Source organism: Microbulbifer jejuensis, assembly GCF_047289955.1.
Taxonomy (GTDB): domain Bacteria; phylum Pseudomonadota; class Gammaproteobacteria; order Pseudomonadales; family Cellvibrionaceae; genus Microbulbifer.
Genome location: NZ_JBLBUB010000002.1, coordinates 37,168 through 62,503, shown reverse-complemented (window position 1 = coordinate 62,503; position 25,336 = coordinate 37,168). Strand labels below are relative to the sequence as shown.

The window sequence follows — 25,336 nt, the reverse complement described above, 5'->3', positions numbered from 1 at the left end:
GTGATGTAAAGCATCTGTTAAATCATCAGGCGGGGTGCATTCAGCTTAATTACGGCATTAACAATCAAGGCCATCGGCACCAACAACCTGTATGCCACACTGCCTGTGTCGGCTGACTTTTCGGTCAATATGTTTTGGACATTGTTAATAGTTAAACGCACAAACTATTTGCGCTTTCTAGGCCAAGATGTCCTAACGCGAAAACAAGATAAGCTGCTACCTTAACAGGCCTTTGAATTTACTCTCGAGGAGAAATTATATGCGGGTAAAAACCCTACTTGTTGCATTACTGGCACTTTCTTTTTCAGCTTGCGCCATGGCTGAAAAGAGAGATGGAAAAAAAGACCATCCCTACTTGAATATCACTTGCAGCCAGTTTATCGATTACGATCCAGAGGATTTTGTTCGAGTATACTACTGGTATGACGCCTACTCCTGGATGACCTGGGGTAAGCCACTCATCGAAGAAGATGATTATGTGGAGTGGCATGCAAATATGATCACTTACTGTAAAAACAACAAGGATGGCACCGTATACGAAGCCATTGACGAACTGTATTAATTAGCATAAATAATTCACAAGCCGCTATTGTACCCTGTCATGGTTGATAGCGGCCTTTTTTTGAAGGTGCGAAATGGACAGTAAAAATTCTTGCACAGCGGTCTTCCCTAGTCATGATCTGGCTGAATCGGCCATAAAACCTCTGCAAAACATAGGCATTGATATAAAATCAATTTCAATTATTGGTAAGGATTATCACACAGAAGAGAAAGTACACGGTTATTACAACATCGGAGACCGGGTAAAGTTCTGGGGTAAAAACGGAATATTCTGGGGCAGTATTTGGGGTATTTTATTCGGCGGGGCATTTCTATTCATTCCTGGATTGGGCCCAGTGGCTGTCGCCGGCCCCCTAGTCCAGGTACTTGTTGGCGCCCTAGAGGGGGTTGTCATTGGTGGTAGTTTAGGCGCCCTGGGTGCAGCATTGGTCAGTATTGGCATTCCCAAGGACAGCATCGTTAACTACGAAACTGCTATCAAGGCAGACAAATTCGTTCTGATCGTACACGGTGAAGACAACTTATTGAGTAAGGCCCAAGATACGTTACAAGAGATTTCAGGTGTTGAATCCGTTGATCTGCACAGGAATAACGCCTCCCAGTAACCAAAAGAGCAGCTCTGTACAGTAGCAACATCATGGTATCAAACATTGCGGGTTTGTTGCGGGCGGTCGATTCTGAATCATGCTGATGATACAGACCTGACTTGTTGACAATACAGCACTTAAGGGACAGGTATTATAGCTGAGCTGTTGCCTGTCCCTCTCCTTCAAACCCTGCGATCATTCTGGCAGACCCTGTTGTGCCACACGCCATAGCACCTGCTGTTACTATTGCTTACCCTTGGGTTATATTGTGTTTTTTTAATCTGTATCGCATCGTTTCCCGACTGAGAGAAAGTATTCGTGCGGCAGCAGAGATATTATCCCCAGCCAGGCGCATCGCAGCTTCGCAAACCCGTCTTTCCATACTCTCCAGTGATTCACTCCCATCAAGATTCATCACCACAATAGGAGTTTCCTTGGAGATTACTTCACTACTGGTGGCAGATGTGGATTGCCCCAGGGATAGCCAGCGGTATGGAAAAACCTCACCATCAGACAGTAATACGCAACGCTCAATCACATTGCGCAATTCCCGCACATTACCGGGCCAGGAATACGCCATCATTACCTCCCAGATTTTATCTGGAATTTTATTCACGCACTTACCGGAAGTATGATTGAACTCCTGAATAAACTGCGGGACAAGCTCATAAATATCTTCCAGTCGCTCACGAAGGGGAGGTACTTCAATATTAATCACATTTAGCCTGTGAAATAAGTCCTTTCTAAACTCACCATTTTCGACTTGGTCTTCAAGGTTTTTATTGGTTGCTGCTAGCAGTTGAAAATCAACTTGAACTTCTTTCTCGCCACCAACCCTCCGGAATGATTTATCCTCAATAGCTCTAAGCAATTTCACCTGCAAACTTAGAGGAATTTCACTAATTTCATCCAAAAATAGTGTTCCTCCATCTGCCTGCTCAAATAACCCACGACGCCGACCTTTTGCGCCAGTAAAAGCACCTGCCTCATGGCCAAAAAGCTCAGCCTCAAGGAGAGATTCTGGTATAGCAGCACAGTTCACTTCCACAATACGGAAATCGGCACGCTGACTTGAATGATGGAGAATACGGGCAACAAGCCCTTTGCCTGTGCCTGACTCACCGGTGATAATTACCGAACTAAGGGATACTGAAGTAAATCGTCTTAACAGATAGCGCAAAGAATTGGCCTTTGCGCTGGAACCAGTAAACCGCTCAGCAGAGAATTTTTTTCGATTAGCGTCAGATTCTTCCCATATACGCCTTTGGGCACGGGTACTCCTCAATGCTGACGTAATGACCAGATCCATTTGATCAAAGTCACAGGGTTTTGTGAGAAAATCGAAGGCACCCAGGCGCATCGCCCTGACGGAATCAGGTACGCTCCCATACCCCGTCAGAATGATCCATTCACAAGTACGCACAACATTGGAGGTTTCTTCGAATAGATCAAGACTGTTTCCATCAGGCAATTTCATATCTGCAAGAACGATAGACGGATCACTTGAATTGAGGAGTATTTCCCGACGAGCCTCCTCCAGGCTACGCGCCCACTTGACTTCCCAACCACCCCGCTGCAAATAACGCTTTAATTCACTAGCGAAGAGTTCCTCATCCTCAATAATCAAAATGCTTTCAGCTGACTGAGATGTCATGTCGTACCACAACCGTAACTTTCGAACCCTTCGGATTATTCTCACTAATTTTCAGTGTACCGCCAAACTCGTGTGCAAATCGCAGAACAATCGCCAATCCAAGCCCGGTTCCATGCCTTTTTTCTGAAGAAAAAGCCAGTACTCGTGTATTTCTATCGCCTGTACTGAAGCCTGGCCCGTCATCACAGACCTCTATCTCCAATAGAAAATTTTTGCGCACCTTAATATGTACAGTAATATGGCCGTCTTTATCCCCAATGGCTTGCGCACTGTTTAAGATAAGATTCAATACCACTTGCCGAAATCTATCTTCTGGCAAACTGAAATACACAGGGTCATCACCTGTGAACTCGAGTCTGATTTGATTGGGGATAGAATACACAGCCAAGTCAACCAGATCCCTGATCGATTGAGACACGTTGATGCGAGTTGGTTTCTCTGGCTTATGTTGAGCAAGATTGAGCAGATTTCTTAAAAGTTCAGAAATCCGATTTAGTTCGCCGTCTACCAGTGCCAGTCGACGTTTGGCATCATCGTCATCAACCTCGATGCTTACATTTCTGACCACAGCCTTGATACTGGACAAGGGATTTCTTAGTTCATGGGCTATCTGTGCACTTATTTCTCCTACATACGCCAACCGCTCAGAATTAGCCAATGTAAGCTGCTGTTCCACTATGGCTTTTGTTGCGATCTGGACACGGGTCTCCAGATTCTCCTGCTTCTCCCGTTGCGCAAGCTCCAACTGTTGCAATCGTCCAACCATTTTGTTGTAACGTTCAAAAATAGGCAAAATTATGGGCTCTATCTGCTCTGTCTCAGCCAGTTGATAATCCCTTTCGGCTAAAACTGACATGAGCTGTGATAAATTCGATAGGGGTGCCGCCACTTTTCGACGCACAAAAAAGGTAACCAACCCGATAGTCAACGCCAGCATCACTATGATGAATAAAGACATATTCACTTCGTTGACCGTTTCGTTATGAAGAACCTCCACCAGAGCGATATGTGCTCTGAATTCACGCTTTGTGATAGACTCCATTTCACCCAGCATAAGGAGCAAGGCTTCTCTAGGCTGGGCCTCTAAAGCGTCAAACGCTACCTGGATGCGCTTCAAGTGCGCAGGGGTTTCCTCATTGAGATGCCAACCAAGGGATAGCAAATAGTCAATATCTTTATGAATTTTGGCTTTCGTATCAGGGGAAATCCTGGTCTTGTCGTCTAATGCCTGAATAATGTGTTCTTGTACATCGATACCCGTTTCTTGCAGCGCGGTTAGATGGGCAAGGTTGTTTTTGATGGACTCGTATCGATTTAAATTTAAGCTGGCTCGCAAAACAACAGCAATCAATGCGATCATAACGATTGCACCCATTGTTAAACATAACAACCATAGAGGTCTGAACACCAACTGTTTAAGCATACCAACTCCAAATGCTTTGGATAAAATATGCGTAACCGAAGGCCGCAACCTCCTATAAGAGAAAAATACGGTCACGTCAGTCAGCGACTACCAAACCTAACTCCCAAAGCAACAATCGCCAGGTTGAGTAACTGATTCTTGATTCGCCACTGGTCCAGCGCCGGACAGTCCTCGAATCTGACACACCCAGAATCTCCGCTACGCAGGCCCCTGACAGTTGATACACGGCCAGTAGTCGACGAATCTCCAGGGCGCTGGGCGGTGAATAATATCCACTATCAAAGCGCGCCAGACAGGCTTCAGGCAAACCTACCGATCCAGCGTCTGCGTAACGATTTCTTTTCTGGGTAATATCCATGCTTGCCATTCCACCTCTTGAAGACAAACCGGTTTCGGCTGAATTAAAGAGGCTTACTGCAAACATCTTGCCAAAGATCTGAAAACCCCACGCCACAAGGGCTCAGGGGGATCGGATGGAAGTATTTTACGCCACAAATAGGTTTATATAAACCATTTCGTTGATATAAACCAAGGAAAAATGGTTTATATCAACCATATCGAATCTTCTATTCGTTTCAATCCCTCGCAATTTCAAGCAATTTAATTCCCAGGATTTCCTGGAGAATTGTGGCACGCAAATTGTAGTGCTTACCTATATACCACAGTGCAAGCTCCAGCCGGCGAACAACGCATTGGTGCTCCACCATCACCAACAGCATCACGCCAGCCGCATTGCAACTCTTGGGAAAGGTACCTACTGATGTGTAAAGCAGTTGCCATGCAACCAGTCACAATGACCATGGGGTCTGTGCAAGGCTCCCTCGACAGAGTTTGGGAGCTACAACATGGCCCGAAGTTAACCTTCAACACCAACCAGATCATTGAGGCCAAGCATATTGTTATCAGCAATACCATACTGGTCACTGTCATGCCTGGTCGTTTACTGCACAATAGCCATAAGCTGAAACTGAAAGGGAAATCGTTAAGGAGGGTAGTTAGAGAAATTACTTCACCTGATCTGTAAGATTGCTAATATCCAGATTCCAGCATTGCGAACGCAAGCTGAGCGAGTTTTAGCAGAGAAATTGATCGGGATCGCCAGAATGGCCTCCACACAGGTTGTTGGAGACAAACAATCCAACTAGTTTTGCTTCAATCACCCATAAATTATTCTCATAGGACACATCGAATGATCGATAAACAGCAAACGCCGTTACCGAATGCTAGGAGCAAAAAAATCCTGCTTTACAATTTCCTGGAGAAGTATTGATTCACCCAATACCATCTATCCACAGCCTGTGAGTTCATCCGTTTATTCAAGGACATACGTTTATGAAAAAATCCCATTGTTTCTTATCACTCCTTCTATTCAGCCTGCTTGTTGCATGTTCGGAAAGCCTGATTGTGCAGACACCTAGACAAGTGTCAGAAGCATTCATACAGGCCTACTATATTGGTGATAATTTACAACAAGCAAGAGCGCTCACCACCGGACAAGCCAGAGATAGGCTTGATAAGGAAATCACCCTGGATAAAACTTATGGCGAACATTCCAGCGATCATCCGCACATTCACAGCGAATTTATAAGTCGCACCAAGATTGATAATAATGCTACTGAAGTGAAATACAAAGTATCTACCAAAGAAGAAGGCTATTTAATTTCCACCCTTGGACTTACGCGTAACACCGAAAAGAATACTGATCAATGGCGAGTATCCACACTCGTTGAAAATAATCATTTCTCGCCGTAAGATTACCTTTCACCAGTTACAAATAGCGGCTTCAATTTTTGCATAATAATCAATAACCTATAAATAGTTCCTCCCATTGAAATCCAGATCATGGAGTTTGAAAAGCACTTTTTGACCATGCGTGAATCACCTTGGGTGATTCACGTAATTAATCGTAAAGTTTTTAGGAAAGGTTTTCGGCAAACACTCTGTAACAGCCCGGTGCTTCTAAGCAAAGTGGAATACGCTCATGAAAAGTTCAGAATGGTGTTACTGTTGATCTTTACCACTGAGAAAACGTTATCCTATACAAAAATAAATTTTTACCGCACTGTCTCAATTTAGAAATTGGCTGTAAGCAGAAAAAATTCATCCTTTATACTACCGGGTCAAAAGCAAAGAATACCCTCCTCTCGGGGTACGCTGTAAATACCTTCCTGTACGCTCGTAATCGGCGCCCATGCCTCATACGGTGCCGAGATAAGGGTATTCTTCCCTTCCGCCTTGTTAATAATTTTCAAATTCCAGAGCGGCTTGTAAATTTTTCTGTAAAAGCATCGATAATTTCAAATATTATATAGCTCACCCAGCCACTTGTAAAAACTTCTATCCGCAGTAATAATACTGCAGAGTCACCGAATTCGGAGACTACTTTTCTGGCCGTTATAAAGTTTCTAATTGGTTGTTTTTTTATGGGCATTACCAGATTGGTTCTGACAAAGTCAGACCTAAACAGTAACGTCCCCCTTGAGATAGCGGGATCTATTTATTTTCCACAGGTTCGGTTTTATCAATAGTTGCCTCCTTAATTGATGTATATCAAGCTCCTGCTTCAAACACAGACTAAAATACTATCTGAGATGAAAAGCACTTATTTAAGGTATAGCATCCCATACAATGAGACCTTTAGGCTTGGTGACACCTCATCCAACTGGCACAGACTTTCTAACACTTTAACCACCTCTAACAATACAGAGGCTTGTGTGTCGCCATGGTTGTATGCTTAAAACCCGCGTATTTATTGTGTCTATTCAAGTAGCATGCATAGCTGGGGTTGGTTGCATGAAACGCTTTAAAATCACATTGATGGGTACCGGTAGCTGCTGTAATTATGCAACACAATCTTACTGTACCTTCAAACAGTGTAGAGCACTACGAATAAATTCGAAGGCTCTACTGGCCTTAATACCGGGTCGGAAGGGAGGAATACCCTCCCTCGGGGGCACGCTGTGAATACCTCCCAGTACGCTCGTAATCGGCGTCCATGCCTCATACGGTCCCGGGATAAGGGTATTCTTCCCTTCCGCCTTGCTAGTAAGATCAGCAGCTCTCCTGAACACCAGCGTAAAAATTGCTTAACGGAGCCAGCACCGTACAAACAACTACCAATAATTCACTCAAAGGCTTAATTATAGGTAGATGCCATCCACTCACGGGTTTAAGAGTCTAGCTATCTGACTATTGTCGATCGCTTTCACTACACGTATATTATGAGAATTAGAGGGATAAAAGTTTTTATACTTAGCTGCATTTAAATTTAGTTGGTAGTGTATGCACCTGGATAACTGCCCTTTGTGGCTACTATTTCTGTTATTAGGCTAAATAATTGCAACGAACCATTGGGGAATATAGCAATGATGACAAATAGAAAACACAAAATACATAGTGTAGGTATTATAATGTTTTTTCTGGAAGGCGTAATCTGGTCGACGGGTATGCCCACATTTGCAGAGACTGATTCGCACCTTCCGATTGAGCATGCTGTGCTCACGGCGGCACCTTTCGTGCCTCCCCCCATTTCTCGGAATTATCCGGCAAAGGTGATTGTCACCCTTGAAACAATAGAAAAAGTTGGTCGCCTGAGCGATGGTGTTGAGTACACTTTTTGGACATTTGGTGGCCAGGTACCCGGTAACTTTATTCGCATTAGAGAGGGTGATCATGTTGAATTTAACCTGAATAACCATCCGTCGAGCAAAATGCCACATAACATAGACTTGCATGCTGTTACAGGACCCGGTGGCGGTGCCACCTCCTCCTTTACCGCACCGGGGCATTCTTCACGCTTTTCTTTCAAGGCGCTGAACCCGGGTTTATACGTCTATCATTGCGCCACGGCACCCGTTGGTATGCACATTGCCAACGGTATGTATGGGCTGATTCTTGTTGAGCCCAAAGAAGGTATGCCGCCGGTAGATAAAGAATATTACATCATGCAAAGCGAATTCTATACCAAGGGAAAGTATGGTGAAGAAGGTCTGCAATCTTTTGATATGGAGAAAGCACTTTCCGAAAATCCTGACTACGTTGTGTTTAATGGCTCTGTAGGTTCGATAACGGGAGATAAGTCCATACGCGCCAATGTAGGTGAGGCTGTCCGCTTATACGTCGGCAATGGTGGCCCCAATCTGATTTCTTCATTTCATGTCATTGGTGAGATTTTTGACAAAGTATATGTAGAAGGTGGTGATATGGTTAATCACCACGTGCAATCAACCCTTGTTCCTGCCGGAGGTTCAGCAATCGTGGAGTTTCTAGTGGATGTCCCGGGTACCTTTATACTAGTCGATCATTCTATTTTTCGTGCATTCAATAAGGGTGCACTGGGTATGTTGAAAATCACAGGCACTGAAGACCTCGCTATATATTCTGGCAAGCAGGATGATACGGTCTATCACCCTGAAGGTGGGGGTATTCAAAGCATTGCAGAAAGTGACAGTGCATCTGTCAGAGCCCGAAGCAAAGAAGAGCGCATATTATTTGGAGAGCGTACCTACAATCAAAACTGCATGGCCTGTCACCAATCCGGGGGTCAGGGTATTCCCGGAGCCTTTCCTCCCCTGGCAGGATCTGACTATTTGCTCGCAAAACCCCACCGTTCAATCGGCGTACTACTCAATGGGCTCTCGGGCAAGATCACAGTCAATGGACAAGCATATGATGGAGTTATGCCGGCAGTGCAATTGTCTGACGAAAGTATCGCCAATGTACTGACCTATGTGTTGAATAGCTGGAGCAACAATGGAGGTGAAATCACACCTGAACAAGTTGCCAAACGGCGTATACATTAAGGAACTGTTGGAATTGAGAAAATGAAAAACAGGCGCTTGATAACAACTGGCCTGTTGGGGTCTTCCTTGCTGATATGTCAGCCAATCCTCGGACAGGCTGATCAGGTAGCAAGCCAATTCCGCAAGCCGACTCAGAGTGAAATGGCTTATATACCCGGCGGGCAATACACTCCACTTTTCAAGGACAGTACCGCTTCGCCGATTGTTGGGCCATTCTTGCTTGACCGCTATGCTGTTACCAATCGCCAATACCATACGTTTACACAGCACAATCCAAAGTGGAGTAAAGATAATATCAAGTCTGTATTTAGCGATGAAAAATATCTACAACATATGACTCCACTTACATTGGATACACTGGCTGAGGCCCCAGTGACTAACGTATCCTGGTTTTCTGCGCGGGCCTATTGCGAGTCGATGGGCAAGCGCTTGCCATCACTTGATGAATGGGAATATGTCGCTCAAGCCAGTGGCACTAACAGGAATGGTCGTAATGATCCGGCGCACCGCCAAAAAATCTTGGAATGGTACTCCAGACCTACTGGCAGCCTGCTGCCAAATGTAAAAGATACTCCAGCAAACTATTGGGGTGTGTATGGCATGCACGGCGTAATCTGGGAACTGGTTAACGATTTCAATACCGCACTGGTTACCGGAGAATCCCGTGGAGATACACAACTGGAGCTATCCCTATTTTGTGGTTCCGGTGCTGTTTCCTCTGTTGACCCGGGTGATTACACAGCATTTATGCGCTACGCACTGCGCAGCAGTTATCGCGCATCCTATACAATGCGCTCTCTGGGTTTTCGTTGCGCGAGAGACACAAACCAGCATTGAACAATATTGGTTTTGTAATTTGATTTAAGTGGATAGGAAGGCAATAAAGCAATTCAGTCTGATTACTTTATTTTTAGGTCAAGAACCCAAAACACCCACGGAGTAAGTAATGAGCAGGTTGACCTCATATACCAGCATCTCTGGAATTGAACACGTTGAAATCAAAGATAATGAGAAAATACAATTCACATTCCTTCTCAAAAATGCAATATCAGCATCAATCACACATTACGCAAAAAATATACTACGAGCATTTTATCGGCATCACAGACGCAGGGCTACGCAAACTCTCAAACGCGAAATACTGAATCCACATTCCCAATGGATTAAAAAGGTCACCGCAGGATTTATAACCTTGATTCTGCCATTATCCTCAACCTGTTCCTTTGCTGAACTTCCCGATGACTCTGTTTACCACGCTGAATCAGAATGGCGGGACCAGAATAATAATGAAATAACTATTTCTGCCTTACAGGGAAAAGTGCAAGTAATAGCTTTTGTTTATACTTACTGCCAACATAGTTGCCCGGTGATACTTTCCAAATTAAGAAATATTGAGAAGAAAATATCTTCATCCGACATCACGGCAGTCCAATTTACCCTTGTTTCCTTGGATCCAGAACGAGATAGCCCAGAATTATTAAAACGTTATATGCAGGAGCATGATCTAGATGAATGTCGCTGGGTGATGTTGAATGGTAATCCAGATGACGTAATTGAGTTCTCAGCCCTGTTGGGTGTGCGCTATAGGCCGATGAATAATGATAAAAAAGACATAGCACATTCGAATATGATTACAGTACTGGACAAACAGGGAAAAATTAACTACCAAATGAAAGGATTAAACGAAGGGCCGGAAGAAACTGTTTCGAATATTTTAGAATTGGTTTTATCAGACATTGAGGGGGAAAATACACTTTCATCGGCCAACTGCCCGCAAACCGCCAATAATTGATATGGCAAAACTGAGGCTCCCTGAAAAACTGGTTTATACGATGGCGATCGGTCGCCTCTAGTTGCGGCTCAGATCTCGACAGATCGAAGCTGGATGCCATTCCAGATAATCCGCAATCTATGCCTGTGAATGTCCAGTTTGTTTCAGGCTGTAAATCTAGTGTCGTTCGTTTTCGGTCAGCTGGTTAAAGCTCATCAGTATTTTTTCTTGCCGGGGAAAGCGCCGACTCTATCAACTGGCCAACGCCTTACCAATTGAGTGTATTACCTAAAACCCCGTTATTATGGATATCCAGTTATTTCACGAATGGATTGATATAGCGGTTTCATCCGCTTATACATTTCCAAATACACTTCTTTATACAGTCGACCATATAGCTGCACTGTTGGAAAGTGCGGCTCAAATACATCCCCTTTTCGAGTCATATGCTGGATAGCCGTCAGGTAATCCGGGTATTCTCCCAATCCCACCGCACAGTTAATCGCGGCCCCAAGCCCAGAAGCCTCATAAGTATGTGGACGCTCTGCCGCAAGACCAAAGATATCCGCAGTTAACTGCATGGCGGCATCGCTTTGGGAGCCACCACCGGACACCCTCAGGCGTGTAATTGGAACACGGCTACGTTTCTCTATCCGTTCCTTTCCCTGCCGCAGCTCATAGGCCAAGCCCTCCAGAATCGCGCGGTATATATGTGCTCTTTTATGGACATCACCAAAACCAATCAACGCCCCTTTTCCCTCAGGTCCTGGCTGCCGCACACCCGGAGACCAATATGGCTGCATCATCAAACCCATAGAGCCGGCCGGCACCTGGTTTAAGAGATCATCAAAAAGCTGTTCTGCCTCTAGACCGAGTGCTTTTGCCTTGCGCTGCTCATAATGGGCAAACTCATTCTTAAACCAGTTCACCATCCAGAACCCACGATAGATCATCATCTCGGTGTTATAAAAGCCTGGAATCGCTGCCGTGTAGGGGGGGATAAATGGAAGGATCTCAATATATTTTGACGTGGTTGTATTAATGGTTGCCGTTGTTCCATAGCTGAGACAACCAATATGCGGTTCTGAGCCACCTGCTCCCAATACTTCACAGGCTTTATCAGAAGCTGCGGCAACCATGGGCAACCCAACTGGAAGACCTGTCATTTCTGAGGCTTTCTGCGAAATATGCCCAAGCAACTCTCCAGTTTTAACCAGTTCAGGCATCATATCCCGGGTACAGGAAAGCAGCTTCCACTTTAAATCGGACTTTTTAGCCCAGCACTGTCGTTTGTAATCATAAGGCAGATACCCCATGGTGGAGCCGGTAGCATCTTTCAATTCACCAATGAGCTGGTAGGTCAGGTAGGCTGACAGACTGACATAATGGCGTGTTCTGCTCCATATTTCCGGTTCATTCTGAGCAATCCAGTTACACCGTGATTTGGAGCGCAAATCCTCAATCAGGTTACCGAGTCCCAGCAGTTTGATACCAAAACCAATGATTCCACCAAGAGGCTCTTGTGATACTGCTCTTCTCTGATCCATCCAGACAATAGCCCGCCGCAAGGGCTTCTTCTCTTCATCCAGATTAATCATGGTGTATCGCTGGGTTGTCAGTGACACACCACGCACCTCTTCAGGTCTTACTTTACCCGCTGCCCATAACCCGTCAAAAGCTTTCCCCAGAGACTGCCAGTAATACTTCGGGTCCTGCTCAGCCCAGCCGGGGTGCTCAGAAATATAAGGATCAAGCTCTACTTTGCTTTTGACGATTTCATTACCCTGGTTATCAAAAACCAGCACACGCACACTCTGGGTTCCATTATCGATAGCTAAAAAATAATGTGACTGCTTCACATTCGTATTCCCAATTTCAGAATATTATTCTTTCTTATTCAGGCCGGGACACTGTAATGTTGTTGCCAGATTTTTTGATAACGGACTTTTTCTTCGGTCCATTTTTTCTCAGTCCAGCCCAAGGCTTCACGACAGATAGCGCATATCTTGTCTTCATAGACCATTCCGCCTTTTGCTAAAAGCAAACCCAGTCGAGTTCTGCGCAGTAGTAAATCATCAAGATGCACTACCGCCTCGTTGGCTGCGACCCAGCGCAGCTCTGCCCAGGTTGAACGGGTTCCCGGTATCAGGTTAAGTTCAGAACGGTTCGCACCAGCAACCAATGGCTCTGCATCTTTACCATAGTAACCGCAAAACCGTTTTTTCAGGTAGGAAGGGAGCCCTGCAAACAAACTATTTTCTGGCCTGTACGGGGAAAATATCGCCTTTGAATCAGCCTTGTTTTCATATTCGCGCAGATATTTGCTGGCAGTAGACAGTACATCGAGAGCAATCAATCGAAATGTGGTTAACTTACCACCACTGACCGATACCAGACCACTATCATCCCATACACTGTGATTTCGCTTTTCTTTGGAGGGGCTTAGGGCACCAGAGGCAATCAATGGCCTTACACCGGCCCAGGATGACAAAATGTCATCCTCTTCCAGTTCTGCTGAAGGAAATTGATAACGAGTCACTCCAATCAGATAATCCATTTCTTCACGGGTCATATTCGCTTCAACATTCTCAATAGCGTTCTCATCAAGATCTGTTGTACCGATTACAGTTCTGCCTTCCCAGGGGTAGATGAATATTGGTCTTCCGTCGTGCGGGTGAAATGTCGTCAATGTCTGTGCCACAGGCAGTCGCCAGAAAGGCACCACAATGTGACTCCCCCGGGCAGGTCGAATATTTTTCTCCTTTTCCATCTCACTGCGCAGTTGATCCACCCAGACACCGGTAGCGTTAATCACCACTCTGGCTTTAAGTTCGCGGCACTGATGGGTAAGCGCATCTTCTACTTCAACACCAACAACCCTGCCATCCTGTTTTAACAGGTGCCTCACGCCCATATAGTTAACAATGGCCGCTCCATCTTCCTGCGCTTCGCGCAATACCCGCATAACCAACCTTGAATCGTCGGTTATGGCATCAGTGAACTGTGTTCCGCCTACCAGATGTTTTTCATTAATATGGGGGCAAACCCATTTTGTTTCCTTCAGCGAGAGCTTCTTCCGATAGCGCCGCCCGGCAAAAATATCATAGATTCCAAGGAGAATATTAAACACCAGGGGGCCTGGAAACTTGCCTTTATAATGGGGCATCATAAAGGCCATTTTATCCACCAGACCCGGCACTTCATATATTAAGCGTTCACGCTCGTGTACAGAGTGCACTGTGGTTTTGATATCACCGGCGGCGATGTATCTCAGCCCACCATGCACCATTTTCGAAGAACGGCTGGAGGTACCCCAGGCAAAATCACGACGTTCCAGTAAAAGGGCTCTCAGGCCCCGCCGTGCGGCTTCCCGGGCAATACCTGCTCCTGTAATGCCTCCACCTGCAATGATCAGATCCCATTGCTCAGTTTCATTTTCAAGCTTGTTGAAAAGCGTTGCCCGCTGACCGGACTGCCATGTTTTCTGCCACATTGACTATCATCCCTGCCCTGATTCCTGAACCAGCAAGGTTCCGGGGTTCAGGCGAAAATCACTGTCAAACTCTTTTGTCAGGGTACGGATGATCCGCATGCCAAGCTTGCCTTTTTCTGCCTCCAGGTAGAGGGCGTGATCCTTGCCAACGCCGTGCTGATGAGAAATGGTTGCACGACTACGGGCAATCACTTCTGACGCAGAAGTTTTCATTTTTTGCCAGCGCTTTAGTGTTGCCTCGTAACTGTTTGCGCAGCGGAAAAAATAAGTTGTATAAATACTGCACCCCTGTGAATACATATGAGAAAGATGGGTAAACACCATGACTTCTTCGCTTTCATCTTTCAGAGCATTTTCCAGACTTTCTTCTATACCCTGTAGAACAGAATCCACATTCTCCCAGTCCGTGGAAGTTTCCAGTGTGTCGATGGCGATGCCTTCCTGCCAGGTAGTTTCACGAAGGTAAGGAAACTTGAAACGCCCATCTGCCCAGATCTTACCCATCACCTGGGCAATAGGGCCTCCAATACCGCCATAGCCTTTCAATATTTTTCTAATCTGCTTCAGTGAGGTTTTGTTTTGAGCCTTTGACCCCGTTACAGCAAAAGTCAGCATACAGCGATCATTCCCCAAGCCACGGAAACGCAGATAACGATCCAACAGCTTAAACTCTGACTCTTTGGTCCCTAGATGGATATGCGCCTTTGCCTCTTTGGCATTGCTGACCCGCATCATGGACATGGGTACTTTTTGTTGAATCAGCTCTCGCACCGCCTTTTTGGCAGAATTCCAGTCCGGCATAAAGACCACAAGGAATTTCTCTTCCTCCGCCAAACGGGTCACTCTCAGCTGCACTTCTGTAAATATTCCCAGTCGACCTTCTGTCCCCATGGTCATTTCACGGATATCCGGCCCTGCTGATGACGCCGGAATAGAGGGTATATCCAATGTGCCGTGAAGCGTTTCCATACTGCCACCGGCAAACAGTTGTTCTATACGCCCAAATCCAAGAGACTGCTGACCGGAAGACCGGGAAGCAATCCAGCCACCGACAGTTGATAGCTCCCAGGATTGTGGATAATGTCCCAGGGTATAACCTTGCACCCGTAGCTGGGATTCCACCAGAGGCCCGGGCGTGCCTGCGCCAAAAGTAGCTATCTGGCTTTCTTCGTTAAGATCCAATAATTGGTTCATTCTGCCCATATCAATGGTTAGAATAGCCCGTTGACTTTGCTGCGGAGTAATATGACCGGCGACGGACGTCCCACCACCATAAGGAATCACTTCAAAGTCCTGCTCAACGGCAAGATCCAGCAACTTCCGAACCTGTGAACTGCTTTCCGGATAAGCGACACCATCTGGAAAAACACCATAATCACCACTGTGCATAGCCAGCCAGTCTGGAAAGCTCTGCCCCCGGGCATGACGAACCCGTTCTTCCGTCCCTTTTGAAATCAGAAAATGGTCCGGCAATCGGGAAGGTGGCACTTTGGCCATAACCGCATCAAGGGTAGTATTGGGTAATGATTGGGGTACGCCAATGACAGAGTGGATTAAACGACGACCGTGATCAGAAACTTCTTTTACGTAACTTTCGTCACCCCAGCCATTCCAACGTCGACCCATGCTTTCACCTTACCTTAGTCTAAAACACATTAATTCTAGCTAATTATCAAGCCAACAGGAAAAGTTTAATTGACCAAACGGGACAGATGAAGTAGCAAATTCTGGTATAAGGAGCATAAACACCCTATTGGCCATCATAAGCAAACACCGATCTTGATTTGCGGCCTCTTTTCTGGGCATCTCTAAAAATTACTTATTTGGTGCCCATAAGCACCGAATGATGGGGGTCTCAGAGCCATAAATTAAAGAAAAACTCAATTTATAGAGATGCCCTTCTGTCTTTTCTGCCTCCTCAAGTGGAAGATCGAGCCAACTTTCACCGGTTTCAGCTTTCGCTAAACAACGTGAACGGCTGACCCATGAACGGGGTTTCAACTGGCTCGCAGTGACACTAATGCCTTTACGCTCACTTTAAAACATGCCTGATTACCACGCATGTTAAGCCGGGTTTTAGCAGTTTTCCGGTAGTAGTCGTGTCCTGAGAGACACGTAGGCGAGCCGTGGAATGAGCGCACAAAGGTCGAATCTGCGATGGATACGATACTGGAATTCCGCCAGATAACGCTGCGCATATTTTAGATGTATCGTGTGGTAGGTACCACGCAATGCACTCTTTCAGTTGCCGAGCAGCGTGTTCACCCAATAGAATTCAGGCTCCTCAACGGAGGCCCGATCGCCTCCGCAGACGATTTTGTCGTGGTCACAGCCGACCTCAGTGGCGGCATTGAAGCACGTGAGACCATCCGAGATAAGGGTACTGCCTTTGCTTAGGTGGCACTTGCTCCATGTGGCGATTTCAGTACTTCGAAAAGCTTTGGCTACGCAGGGTTTGACTCGGGTGGGATGGCCTTCCCTGGTGGTTTCAACAGCGCCCACGAAGCGCGCCTTGCCCTCAGCGCCACGCGCCGGCTTACATCCGGTACGCTCGCCACCGCGATTGGCGTCGCCCAACCCGATGAAGCCGGACAACTTGTATCGTTGGTCTGGCTCCAGCATCACCAGTATGCGCTTCTGTTTTATGTGCCAGGCGACGTTGTAGGAGATACCCAAATGGCAAGCCAGCTGCATGCTGGAGATGCCCTTTTTGTTCTGGATAATGCGGAAGATGGCCAGGAACCGCACGGTAAGGACCAGCATGCTGGAATCGTATATGGTGCCGGCAGTTTGCTGGCGGCAGCGGTTGTACTGCTGTGACTTCCGGTGGGTGAGTTGGCAGCACTGGTCGTGACCACAGTGAGAGCAACGAAAACCCTCAGGCCATCGCCAGTGGTAGAGAGCATTGAAGCACTTCCTACCGCTGCCATAATGATTAATGAATTCGCTCAAACCAGTGCTTTTTTGTACAACGGTATACCCTACAACACACCCTCGGTGTGATTCACAAAATCGTATTCTATGGGTCACAGATGCTAGCCCACACGACGAAGAGGGGCAGTATCACCCAATTTTTGGTAAATTAACCCGCGCAAATCTCGGGGACTGCAGAGGCTTTCTGGCTGCAATTCAATTAAAATGGAGTTTGCTATGGCCCCACCAAGGAAGGGCAAAAAACGACAAAAAAGGGCATTTGGATCAGGCTATCGACCAATTTTCGGCACTTCTGAACTCGACCATCAGTAATTAAACTCGTATTGAGGTGATCGCCCAGATCCAAGCGGGGCTGAACACCTATCGTGCACAAGCTAAAGACATGCCCCCTGACGAGTTGGCTGACGAAGGGCACAACGCAAGGCTCTTGGGGCAATTCATGACTGACGACGGCGATCCGCGTGCGCACCCACTCTGCCATGCCCATGCCATTATCTCGGGAAAGCATAACGGCACGGCCAGAGTGCACGCGGTCTTGGCATGGTTCCAGCGTAAGCGATCGAGTAACCCCACCGACAAGTTCAGCCAGATTTTTCTACTCTCCTGATTTTAATGATCAGAAAATTCAGAGACCTAATGTTTACCTTAGCCAATGATTTAAATAAAATATCTCTGCGGAAAATTGAATAGAATTCGAAGAATCCAGCAAGCCTGAATAAAAATCAATCTGCAAAAATAAAGGTTCTATCATGAGAACACGTTGTAGCCATGTTTTGCTATGGGTAAAAGATATTCATCAGGCGGTGCGAGACTTCCGCCAACTTGGGTTCACAGTAGATTATGCGACAAAGAAGCAAAATGCACAGCATGCTCATATCTGGTTTCGTGAAGGCGCTATCATAGAGCTGTTAACATCACCCTCCAATGCCCACTATTTCAAATGGTTAATTGATATCTTTGCCGGTCTGGGTGCAGGGCGCAGGATGATACGTTGGTCTCAGGAGGGAGAGGGTTTTTGCGATGTTGCCTTGGTGAGTGAGGATTTTGATAATGATTTGTCGACATTACAGCAGTCGGGAATTCAGATGGGACGAGTAGTCCCCTGGCGCCGTACCAAACCCGATGGGCAGAAAACTCGTTTTCGCTTTATTTATCCTCGTTCAGAACGGCTGCCATTTATGGTGAGCCCTTACAATCCTTCCCAGCATCCCGATGAAACGAATCATGAGAACGGCGCTACCGGTTTGCACAAAGTGCATATGGACGTGAGCGCGCAGGATTGGCAAGCCGTTCGACAGCTAACGGCTGCAGATCCCACTTTTAATCTCAAGCACGGCGCCATAACGAAAGTTACAGGCGTAGAAATTAACGGCCTCAAAGAAGATCTGGACCCGAATTTATTGCATAGTGGAAAAGTCAATCGGGCAAATTTCGTATAAATTGACTGCCCATTTGAAATCAATAAGACAGATCAACCATTTAAAGTGGCTGATCCGTGATCTTTCAAAGAGCCAGAAGCAGTTATCAGCGCATAGTTAATAACAGATTCTATCAAATTAACTTCTTATGAGTCATTATAGGCGGTAAATTGCCCCAATACCCGCACGACGACCTTTTGCCGGGGCACCAATTCTGGCCGAGGGTGCAAATATCGCATTGGTATAACCATAAAATTCAAACTGTTCATCGAGCAAATTATCGGCATACAGGTACAGCTCCATGGAATCGGCTTGCAATGCCAAGCGTAGATCCAGCTTACCATAGGCATCCAGGTTGAAATGGTTTTGTGCATCGGCTGGTCGCTCATCCACACGGCGGAAGCTAACACTGGCATTGAATGTCGGTGCGCTCAACCCCATGAATTCTGGTAATGGATGAGAATAGTTTAACGACAGGTTCGCACTCCAGCGTGGTACATCAGGTACTTTATTCCCTGCAGCGACAGGTCCACCAGAAACACCCAGCACGGCACTTGTAATTTCTGTATCCAGAAAGCTCAAGCCACCCGCGATATTAAATCCTTCCGTAACAAACCAGTTACCTTCCATCTCAACTCCAAAGGTTTCCGTATCGGCATTTACCGCAGCAGAGGCAAAGGTGGTAAAGTCAAAACCTAGTAAATGGTCATCTTTGACTGCACTATAGAACACGGCACCATTGAAGCTCAGCTTGTCTGACGCATTTTTAAAACCAAATTCAATGCTATCGACAATGGCTGGCCTATAAGGTACGCTATCGGCAGATTGCGTAGCAAAATCGTTAAAGCCACCCGATTTATACCCACGTGCAGCCACTGCATAAATATTGGTAGACTCGGTGATGGAGTAGCCGAGGGCCAATCGCCCCGTCGTATAGGTATCATCCAAATTCCGCCGGTCTTGTAAAACTCGTGTGCGTCCGCCTGGGCCAAAAGTAATATATTCCCCAATGTAATCTTTGTTCTCCCGGGTATAACGTATCCCAGCAGTGAAATCGAGACGCTGGGTTAACGGGAGCGTTGCCTCGCCATAGAGGGCCTGGCTGTCAATACCAAAATCCCTGTTTTGAGTAGCAAAGGTCACCAAATCCTGCGAATCGAAGCCTCTTTCAGCATCATGCAGATTGACCCCAGCTACCCAGAATATGGCGGCATCTGGCAGGGATGATAAGCGCAGATCCTGACTGATAGCTCGCTCATCTTGCATATCGCCGCGAAGATATTCTACCGGGAAATTGAATACAGCCCCGGCTGTGGTCTTGTCAAATCCGGTTAGGTAACTAAAGTCAGTATTAACCAATGCGGTAATCGAGGTTAATTGACTGCGATCCCACTGGTGACTGATTTCAGAGGAAAAGCGTTCAACGGTTTTATTATTATCATCGAACACTCCCGGCGTATGCTCACTGCCAGGGCTGTCCGTAAAAGGCTGCAATAACTGCAGGTTCAGAAAACCTTCTTGACGTTGCTTCTCTACTATAACCAAGGCTGACGTCTCTGGGCTGAGATCCCATAGCAGGCTGCCTCGAAACGCCAGGGCTTCAGGCTCTGTCATTGGATCACCATCCGTGGTATTTTCAATCCAGTGATCTTCACTTGTTTGGCGGACTGCCAGGCGGCCACTGAGCGATTCAGAAAAGGGACCACTGAGGACTGCCTCGTATAACCGCTGGCTTTGCTCTCCGAGCTCAATGCGACCGTAAACTTCTAAATCCCCGGTTGGCTTGTTGGTAATTATATTTATGGCGCCAGCTTCGCTGTTGCGCCCAAATAAAGTGCCCTGTGGACCTTTCAGTATTTCCAGCCTGTCGATATCCAACGTGCCAAGAGAAACATTTCCCGCTGGCATGGATACACCATCAATATTCACAACAACGGAACCGTCATCCTTGTTCACCTGGGTTAGAGAGCCAACTCCGCGAATGCGGATATTGGCGTCCACAGCCCCACTTGAAGAATAAACATCAACCCCAGGCACACTGCGCAGAGCATCCTCCACATTGAGTAACAACCTGTTTTGCAGGGTATCTCCATCGATCGCATTCACACTAAAGGGAACATCTCTGGCGTTCTCCTTAGAGTGTCGGGCAGTGACCACTACAACTTCCAGTTCAGTGTCCGACAGGCTATCGGTATTCGCAGGTTCCACAGCAGAGTGGACCATAGAGGTAGTGAGTAAGGTGGCTGACAATAATGAAATTTCCTGCGCAATCTTTCTTTTTTTATTTGGAATTTTACTGGGCATTGATCAAAGCTTCCTGTGTTTAAGTAAAAATGAAATCTTAATGTGGCTATTTCGCAGGGACTTTCGTCCTTCCGAGTAAGTTCTGCGCTGGATCACGCTGATAGGATGGCCAAACATCCAGCGCCAATACCTGTTTCGAAGGCAGACGATCAATCAGCCTATTTCCATTGATGACCTCAGCATCCAGCTCATTGATATCGGTCAATAAACGATAGCTGGCAGTTTCGGTAACCGGCTGCCACCCGCCTTTCTCCCAGCGCCAACGCTGCCCATCCAGGCGTATCTGGCCAGTTTCCAAATACTCGACTGTTAAAGCTGATGAAAGAGGAGCCCCAAGCATATTTTGTGTACGGGTCACGCCCACATAGGCGTTCAGCACACTCTCGATATTTTTCTGCTTCTGAACATCATCGAGTAATGCAGACAGGGATTCCGGGGTTTGATGAAGTGTCCAATCCAGTGCGGCGACCGGCGCGTAATACCGAGCCCAACCAGAAATCGGCGCTGTGCTTAAACGTTCAACAGGGATCTCGCTACCTGCCAAATCTCTAGTCGTTTTGTCGGAGTAGCGGACCAGTACATCATCGAGCACTTCGATGCCGTCCATTTCTGCAACACACAACAGGCCTATCGCTCCCGAAACGCCATCGCTTAACCATGCCGAACCGGCAATACGTCGTAAATCCGACCTGGCAACTAGATGCTGTCTGGCCAAGGCTCGGGCAATATCAACCCGCCTCAGCCAGCGTCCAGTTCCCTCATCGGCGATATCCCAGTGAGGCCCTTCAGACAATTGCAACAAGGTACCGCTGGCCCGCGTCTCGCCGAGTCCTCTCGGCCACTGGGCAATTCGCTTAATTTCGATATCCGTACCCAGCCGTTCATTAACGCAGGCCTGCATCTGGCCCACATCTTTTGTAATGGCGGAAACCATAGTAGAGCGGTTGGAATCATGGGGAATTTCAAAACCATCGAATTCTGCAAGTTCCGTATCAGGTGCCCATTGAATGGCGAAATCCAAGGGACCAGTTGTACTGCCGTGTTCGCTGAAGACAGGCTTGTCAGCGCTTTTAATACGAACTTGCCAGCGCCAGTCCCCTGAAGGGGCCGCGCCCTCAAGGGTTGTGGCAAGCTGTGCGGTTGGCAGCGTAAACTCATGGCTTAAACCCAGTGCTTCGCGCTCTGCTGGCACCCGCAAAATACGCTCGGGATCAATGCCTAGACGCGGAACAATATCACTGGCTTGTAACCAGACTCCGCTGGGTGTCAGCCCCGAGGGCTCCCCCTCAGCTGACCAGCCGGGAGCAGTCAGTTGCCACGATAGTTTGATATTACAACCTGGCTCAGGGCAGCCTGAGATTGGCAGAGACATATGGTCGTAACGTTGTTCAGCCGTTACTTCTCGCCCATCCACTAAAGCGTTCACCAGGACAAACCCCTGGGGCAATTCAAACTGTAGGCCCTGTCCATCAACCTGGACTTGGTGCAATTGCCACTCAGCTTCCACTGTCTGATTATCCGGGTTGATACTGATTTTCAGATCACCTCCAGATACTTCAAACTCACTGGCTTTCGGCAACCAGTATGTTTCCCAGGCTGCATCTTCCCGCTTCAGTTGCTCCGGTGATTGATAACCTCCCTGCACTACCAACTTGTCTTCCAGTACAGTACCCAGTCCAAGAAGAAATAGAGCGGAACATGCCACCAAGGCACCCTGAGGGGCTATAAGACGAGAGCGTATCAGGGCAAAGCCCCGGGACATGCGGCTATCCAATCCTCTTGGAACCCATAAAGCAGCCAGGCCGACCATCAATACGGCGAGTGCAACTTTGAATCCATCCAGGGCTAACAAATAACCGATCCAAGGTTCCCAACCACTGAGAGCCGACAGTTGAATATGTGCAGTGATACCCACTTCATAGGGAGGGTAATGCACCAGCTCCAACTCATGATTCAGTACCAAGATAAAGGTCACGAACATTGACATGGAGTAGGCAAAGCCCGCATGACGGAATAGCGCATGCACCAGGAGCACCATCATCGACAACTCCAATAACGGCGCTGTCACTATCAACAACTGGTAAGTAAATGCCTGGCCAATATCGACAGAGGCCGGTGCAGAAAGAAGCACGGCAAAGATGCCCGATAACCCCGGTAGCAATGCCAACAGCACCGTCATAGCAAATACCGTAAGGGCAACACCAAACAGGCGCATATAGTCCGGCGCTGGGGTAGCCGCCAGCATATCCTCAAACCCTGGCACCTGATCCCTGCGGCATACCAAGCCGGTCAGCGCCGCGATCACAAATGCGATCACAAGAAAAATAACGTCCTTGAGGAGCGGCAACAGCATTTCCAAACGCGGTGCCATAGGCCCTTCGGCATGCCAGATAATTTGGGTAAAAGAGCTGACGACTCCCATCACGACGAGTATCGCCACACCAACCCACCAGGCCCGACTACTCCATACATGGAGCAGCCTCCAACGGGCTTCCAGCATTAATTGACGCAGGCTGCAGCCAAGCGATGCGCTATCCGGCTTGGATGGAGAGAGATTTACTACTTTACTGGGAGCTGTCTTTTTGCTGGCTTTAGTGCGAGAAGATTTGGCTGCCCCTTCCAGAACCAGGGACTCCCTTCTCAGGTATTTCAAGTAGACAGCTAAAGCAAGCAGCGGTAAAAGGCACCAAAAAATCCGGTTTAATACCGAACCCAGAGTAAAGGGCAATAAAGAAGAGGATTTTTGCAAAGGTGTCCAGGAAGTGACTTCCGTATAAACGAAAGTAAACAGCGAAGGGTCCATTACCGCAGCCAGCTGCGGATTAATGCTTGCACCCTGAAGCACGATCACAGCAAACATCCACAACATCATCAAAGCCGCAGCAAGCCCGAAGGGGCCTGCCAGGCTTCGAGTCCGCAGTGTCATAATAAAATACAGAGCACCGATACCGACGCTGGCGGGAATCTGTAGCCAGATCCATGCAAAGCCGAGGGCTTTCCAGGGGGCTGGGCCAATCGCCGCTTCAGGCAGTAAGCCCATCCAAACCAATACCGGCGAGAATAAAAAGCCCACCAGCGCCGAGGCACTTAATATGGCCCCTATCACCGCTGCACCGATAAACCGCCCCCAAAGCATTACGCTCAGGGAATTCGGAGTTGTATAAATAACTTCGTGCAAACTGGCTTTGCGATCGCGCAGAATCGGTTGTGAGAATACCCAGGCCCAGGCAAAAAACTGGAAGAACATACACCCAGCACCCATCAGATAAATGAGCGATGGCGAGTTCCGGGGGATATCTGTAGCCCCCATTTTTTGCATATAGTCTGCGTTTACCAGATTCAATAGCAGGTAGATCACAAGCCCCCAAAAGGCCAATGCCACAATGCCGCTGCTAAAACCGGCCCTTATTTCCAGCTTTGCCTCATGGGCAATAAGCGCCAGCTTGTTCATGCCGCCTCCCGCTGGTCTTTTACCTGCTCAATCGCCAGGTGATAAATATCTTCCAGGCGTGGGGTATGGGCCGTAAAGCGAGGGTCTTCGGGTTTCTCACCGTGTACGATTACCTGGGTGCCATCGGGCTTGGCGATATTGTGCAGGGATTCCGGTAACTGCTCGCCGCGAGGAATCAGTGCTTGCCACATCTTGTCTCTATGGGGAGCAGTCACTTCCGGGGCTGTCCCCTCAACGACAATGCGCCCTGAGGCCAGTATCGCCAGGCGCTGACACAGGTTTTCGATATCTTCTACGATATGGGTGGAGAGCAATACAATGGCATCCGCCGCGACATCCGCCAAAACACAGTGAAAGCGATTGCGCTCAGCGGGGTCCAGGCCTGCTGTGGGTTCGTCGACAATAATTAGGCGCGGCTCACCGATAAGTGCAATGGCAATACCAAAGCGACGCAGCATGCCGCCGGAATAAGTTGATACAGCTCGATCGGCCACATCGGCCAAATTGACCTGCTCCAAAAGCCTGTCCACTTCGCGACGCCGTGCACTCGTTTGGGTGAAACCTTTAAGCCAGGCAAACCGATCCAATAATGCCCGCGCGGCAATTCCGGGGTATGCGCCAATATGTTGCGGCAAATAACCCAATTTACTGCGCATAAAATCCGGGTCTGCCAGAACATCCACACCATCGAGAATAATCCGGCCACTATCTGGCGTTTGCAGGGTTGCCAAAGTGCGCATCAAACTACTTTTCCCGGCGCCATTCGGCCCGAGCAACCCATACATTCCGGGGCCAACTTCTAAATCAACACCGTTTAGCGCTTTCACCCCGTTTTTATAAGTCTTAAAGAGCCCTTCAACGATCAACCCTGATTGCTTTTGCATCTCTCCTCCTAACCCCGTTTATAAGTAAAAATTCCGTAATCACTTTTTGTGCTA

The 25,336-nt window shown here is 47.4% G+C and carries 17 protein-coding genes and 1 pseudogene; 8 read left to right on the top strand and 10 right to left on the bottom strand.

The genetic code is table 11. The features are described from left to right. Positions 1-259: 259 nt before the first annotated feature. Positions 260-562 (top strand): HdeA/HdeB family chaperone, encoded by a 303-nt coding sequence (locus tag ACL7TT_RS01735; protein ID WP_413392655.1) that lies wholly within the window; start codon positions 260-262, stop codon positions 560-562. A 73-nt stretch (positions 563-635) separates the two neighbouring features. Then, complete coding sequence (locus ACL7TT_RS01730; protein ID WP_413392653.1) at positions 636-1,166, top strand: hypothetical protein; 531 nt, start codon at positions 636-638, stop codon at positions 1,164-1,166. 232 nt (positions 1,167-1,398) lie between these two features. On the opposite strand, the gene ACL7TT_RS01725 is transcribed toward ACL7TT_RS01730, so the two are convergent. The 3 genes from ACL7TT_RS01725 to ACL7TT_RS01715 all read right to left on the bottom strand — a co-directional run bounded on the left by ACL7TT_RS01725 (position 1,399) and on the right by ACL7TT_RS01715 (position 4,592). Beyond that, positions 1,399-2,775: a sigma-54-dependent transcriptional regulator gene (locus ACL7TT_RS01725; RefSeq protein WP_413392652.1), complete on the bottom strand. Its 1,377-nt coding sequence runs from the start codon at positions 2,773-2,775 to the stop codon at positions 1,399-1,401. Between the two features lie 7 nt (positions 2,776-2,782). Then, on the bottom strand, positions 2,783-4,225 hold the full coding sequence (locus ACL7TT_RS01720; RefSeq protein ID WP_413392650.1) for a sensor histidine kinase: 1,443 nt from the start codon (positions 4,223-4,225) through the stop codon (positions 2,783-2,785). 76 nt (positions 4,226-4,301) lie between these two features. Beyond that, a complete protein-coding gene (locus ACL7TT_RS01715; RefSeq protein WP_413392649.1) occupies positions 4,302-4,592 on the bottom strand; it encodes a helix-turn-helix domain-containing protein in 291 nt (96 codons plus the stop codon). 393 nt (positions 4,593-4,985) lie between these two features. Here ACL7TT_RS01715 and ACL7TT_RS01710 point away from each other — a divergent pair, with 393 nt between their 5' ends. The 5 genes from ACL7TT_RS01710 (at position 4,986) to ACL7TT_RS01690 (ending at position 10,819) form a co-directional block, all read left to right on the top strand. Further along, positions 4,986-5,249, top strand: a complete 264-nt coding sequence (locus ACL7TT_RS01710; protein WP_413392647.1) for a hypothetical protein — start codon at positions 4,986-4,988, stop codon at positions 5,247-5,249. A gap of 308 nt (positions 5,250-5,557) precedes the next feature. After that, complete coding sequence (locus tag ACL7TT_RS01705; RefSeq protein WP_413392646.1) at positions 5,558-5,977, top strand: hypothetical protein; 420 nt, start codon at positions 5,558-5,560, stop codon at positions 5,975-5,977. Positions 5,978-7,635: 1,658 nt separating this feature from the next. Continuing rightward, positions 7,636-9,027 (top strand): copper-containing nitrite reductase, encoded by a 1,392-nt coding sequence (gene nirK / locus ACL7TT_RS01700; RefSeq protein WP_413392644.1) that lies wholly within the window; start codon positions 7,636-7,638, stop codon positions 9,025-9,027. Between the two features lie 21 nt (positions 9,028-9,048). Continuing rightward, positions 9,049-9,864, top strand: coding sequence for a formylglycine-generating enzyme family protein (locus ACL7TT_RS01695; protein WP_413392642.1), 816 nt, complete (start codon positions 9,049-9,051; stop codon positions 9,862-9,864). Positions 9,865-9,973: 109 nt separating this feature from the next. Beyond that, a complete protein-coding gene (locus ACL7TT_RS01690; protein ID WP_413392640.1) occupies positions 9,974-10,819 on the top strand; it encodes an SCO family protein in 846 nt (281 codons plus the stop codon). 281 nt (positions 10,820-11,100) lie between these two features. Here ACL7TT_RS01690 and ACL7TT_RS01685 read toward each other — a convergent pair whose 3' ends face one another. From ACL7TT_RS01685 to ACL7TT_RS01670, 4 genes and pseudogenes are all read right to left on the bottom strand, one after another. Beyond that, a complete protein-coding gene (locus ACL7TT_RS01685; protein WP_413392639.1) occupies positions 11,101-12,657 on the bottom strand; it encodes an FGGY-family carbohydrate kinase in 1,557 nt (518 codons plus the stop codon). Positions 12,658-12,695: 38 nt separating this feature from the next. Next, the gene (locus ACL7TT_RS01680) at positions 12,696-14,291 is read right to left on the bottom strand and encodes a glycerol-3-phosphate dehydrogenase/oxidase (protein ID WP_413392638.1); all 1,596 of its coding nucleotides are present in this window, start codon (positions 14,289-14,291) and stop codon (positions 12,696-12,698) included. A 6-nt stretch (positions 14,292-14,297) separates the two neighbouring features. After that, positions 14,298-15,917: an FAD-binding oxidoreductase gene (locus ACL7TT_RS01675; RefSeq protein WP_413392637.1), complete on the bottom strand. Its 1,620-nt coding sequence runs from the start codon at positions 15,915-15,917 to the stop codon at positions 14,298-14,300. A gap of 450 nt (positions 15,918-16,367) precedes the next feature. Further along, a pseudogene (locus ACL7TT_RS01670) lies at positions 16,368-17,309 on the bottom strand (IS1595 family transposase). 665 nt (positions 17,310-17,974) lie between these two features. Here ACL7TT_RS01670 and ACL7TT_RS01665 point away from each other — a divergent pair. After that, positions 17,975-18,664, top strand: coding sequence for a VOC family protein (locus ACL7TT_RS01665; protein ID WP_413392636.1), 690 nt, complete (start codon positions 17,975-17,977; stop codon positions 18,662-18,664). Between the two features lie 135 nt (positions 18,665-18,799). Here ACL7TT_RS01665 and ACL7TT_RS01660 read toward each other — a convergent pair whose 3' ends face one another. Genes ACL7TT_RS01660 through ACL7TT_RS01650 form a run of 3 tightly spaced genes read right to left on the bottom strand, consistent with a single transcriptional unit; the run spans position 18,800 to position 25,282 of the window. Further along, entirely contained in the window at positions 18,800-20,947 is a 2,148-nt protein-coding gene (locus tag ACL7TT_RS01660; protein ID WP_413392634.1) for a TonB-dependent receptor, read from the bottom strand. Between the two features lie 46 nt (positions 20,948-20,993). After that, entirely contained in the window at positions 20,994-24,398 is a 3,405-nt protein-coding gene (locus ACL7TT_RS01655; protein ID WP_413392633.1) for an ABC transporter permease, read from the bottom strand. Beyond that, positions 24,395-25,282: an ABC transporter ATP-binding protein gene (locus ACL7TT_RS01650; protein WP_413392631.1), complete on the bottom strand. Its 888-nt coding sequence runs from the start codon at positions 25,280-25,282 to the stop codon at positions 24,395-24,397. Before ACL7TT_RS01650 ends, ACL7TT_RS01655 begins: the two co-directional genes overlap by 4 nt. Positions 25,283-25,336: the final 54 nt, after the last annotated feature.

What these genes read in the sequence shown, in the direction of transcription:
- ACL7TT_RS01695 (WP_413392642.1), top strand. Translation starts at nt 9,049, where the DNA reads ATGAAAAACAGGCGCTTGATAACAACTGGCCTGTTGGGGTCTTCCTTG.
- ACL7TT_RS01735 (WP_413392655.1), top strand. Translation starts at nt 260, where the DNA reads ATGCGGGTAAAAACCCTACTTGTTGCATTACTGGCACTTTCTTTTTCA.
- ACL7TT_RS01655 (WP_413392633.1), bottom strand. Translation starts at nt 24,398, where the DNA reads ATGAACAAGCTGGCGCTTATTGCCCATGAGGCAAAGCTGGAAATAAGG.
- ACL7TT_RS01675 (WP_413392637.1), bottom strand. Translation starts at nt 15,917, where the DNA reads ATGGGTCGACGTTGGAATGGCTGGGGTGACGAAAGTTACGTAAAAGAA.
- ACL7TT_RS01665 (WP_413392636.1), top strand. Translation starts at nt 17,975, where the DNA reads ATGAGAACACGTTGTAGCCATGTTTTGCTATGGGTAAAAGATATTCAT.
- ACL7TT_RS01730 (WP_413392653.1), top strand. Translation starts at nt 636, where the DNA reads ATGGACAGTAAAAATTCTTGCACAGCGGTCTTCCCTAGTCATGATCTG.
- ACL7TT_RS01705 (WP_413392646.1), top strand. Translation starts at nt 5,558, where the DNA reads ATGAAAAAATCCCATTGTTTCTTATCACTCCTTCTATTCAGCCTGCTT.
- ACL7TT_RS01650 (WP_413392631.1), bottom strand. Translation starts at nt 25,282, where the DNA reads ATGCAAAAGCAATCAGGGTTGATCGTTGAAGGGCTCTTTAAGACTTAT.
- ACL7TT_RS01715 (WP_413392649.1), bottom strand. Translation starts at nt 4,592, where the DNA reads ATGGCAAGCATGGATATTACCCAGAAAAGAAATCGTTACGCAGACGCT.
- ACL7TT_RS01720 (WP_413392650.1), bottom strand. Translation starts at nt 4,225, where the DNA reads ATGCTTAAACAGTTGGTGTTCAGACCTCTATGGTTGTTATGTTTAACA.
- ACL7TT_RS01660 (WP_413392634.1), bottom strand. Translation starts at nt 20,947, where the DNA reads ATGCCCAGTAAAATTCCAAATAAAAAAAGAAAGATTGCGCAGGAAATT.
- ACL7TT_RS01680 (WP_413392638.1), bottom strand. Translation starts at nt 14,291, where the DNA reads ATGTGGCAGAAAACATGGCAGTCCGGTCAGCGGGCAACGCTTTTCAAC.
- ACL7TT_RS01690 (WP_413392640.1), top strand. Translation starts at nt 9,974, where the DNA reads ATGAGCAGGTTGACCTCATATACCAGCATCTCTGGAATTGAACACGTT.
- nirK (WP_413392644.1), top strand. Translation starts at nt 7,636, where the DNA reads ATGTTTTTTCTGGAAGGCGTAATCTGGTCGACGGGTATGCCCACATTT.
- ACL7TT_RS01710 (WP_413392647.1), top strand. Translation starts at nt 4,986, where the DNA reads ATGTGTAAAGCAGTTGCCATGCAACCAGTCACAATGACCATGGGGTCT.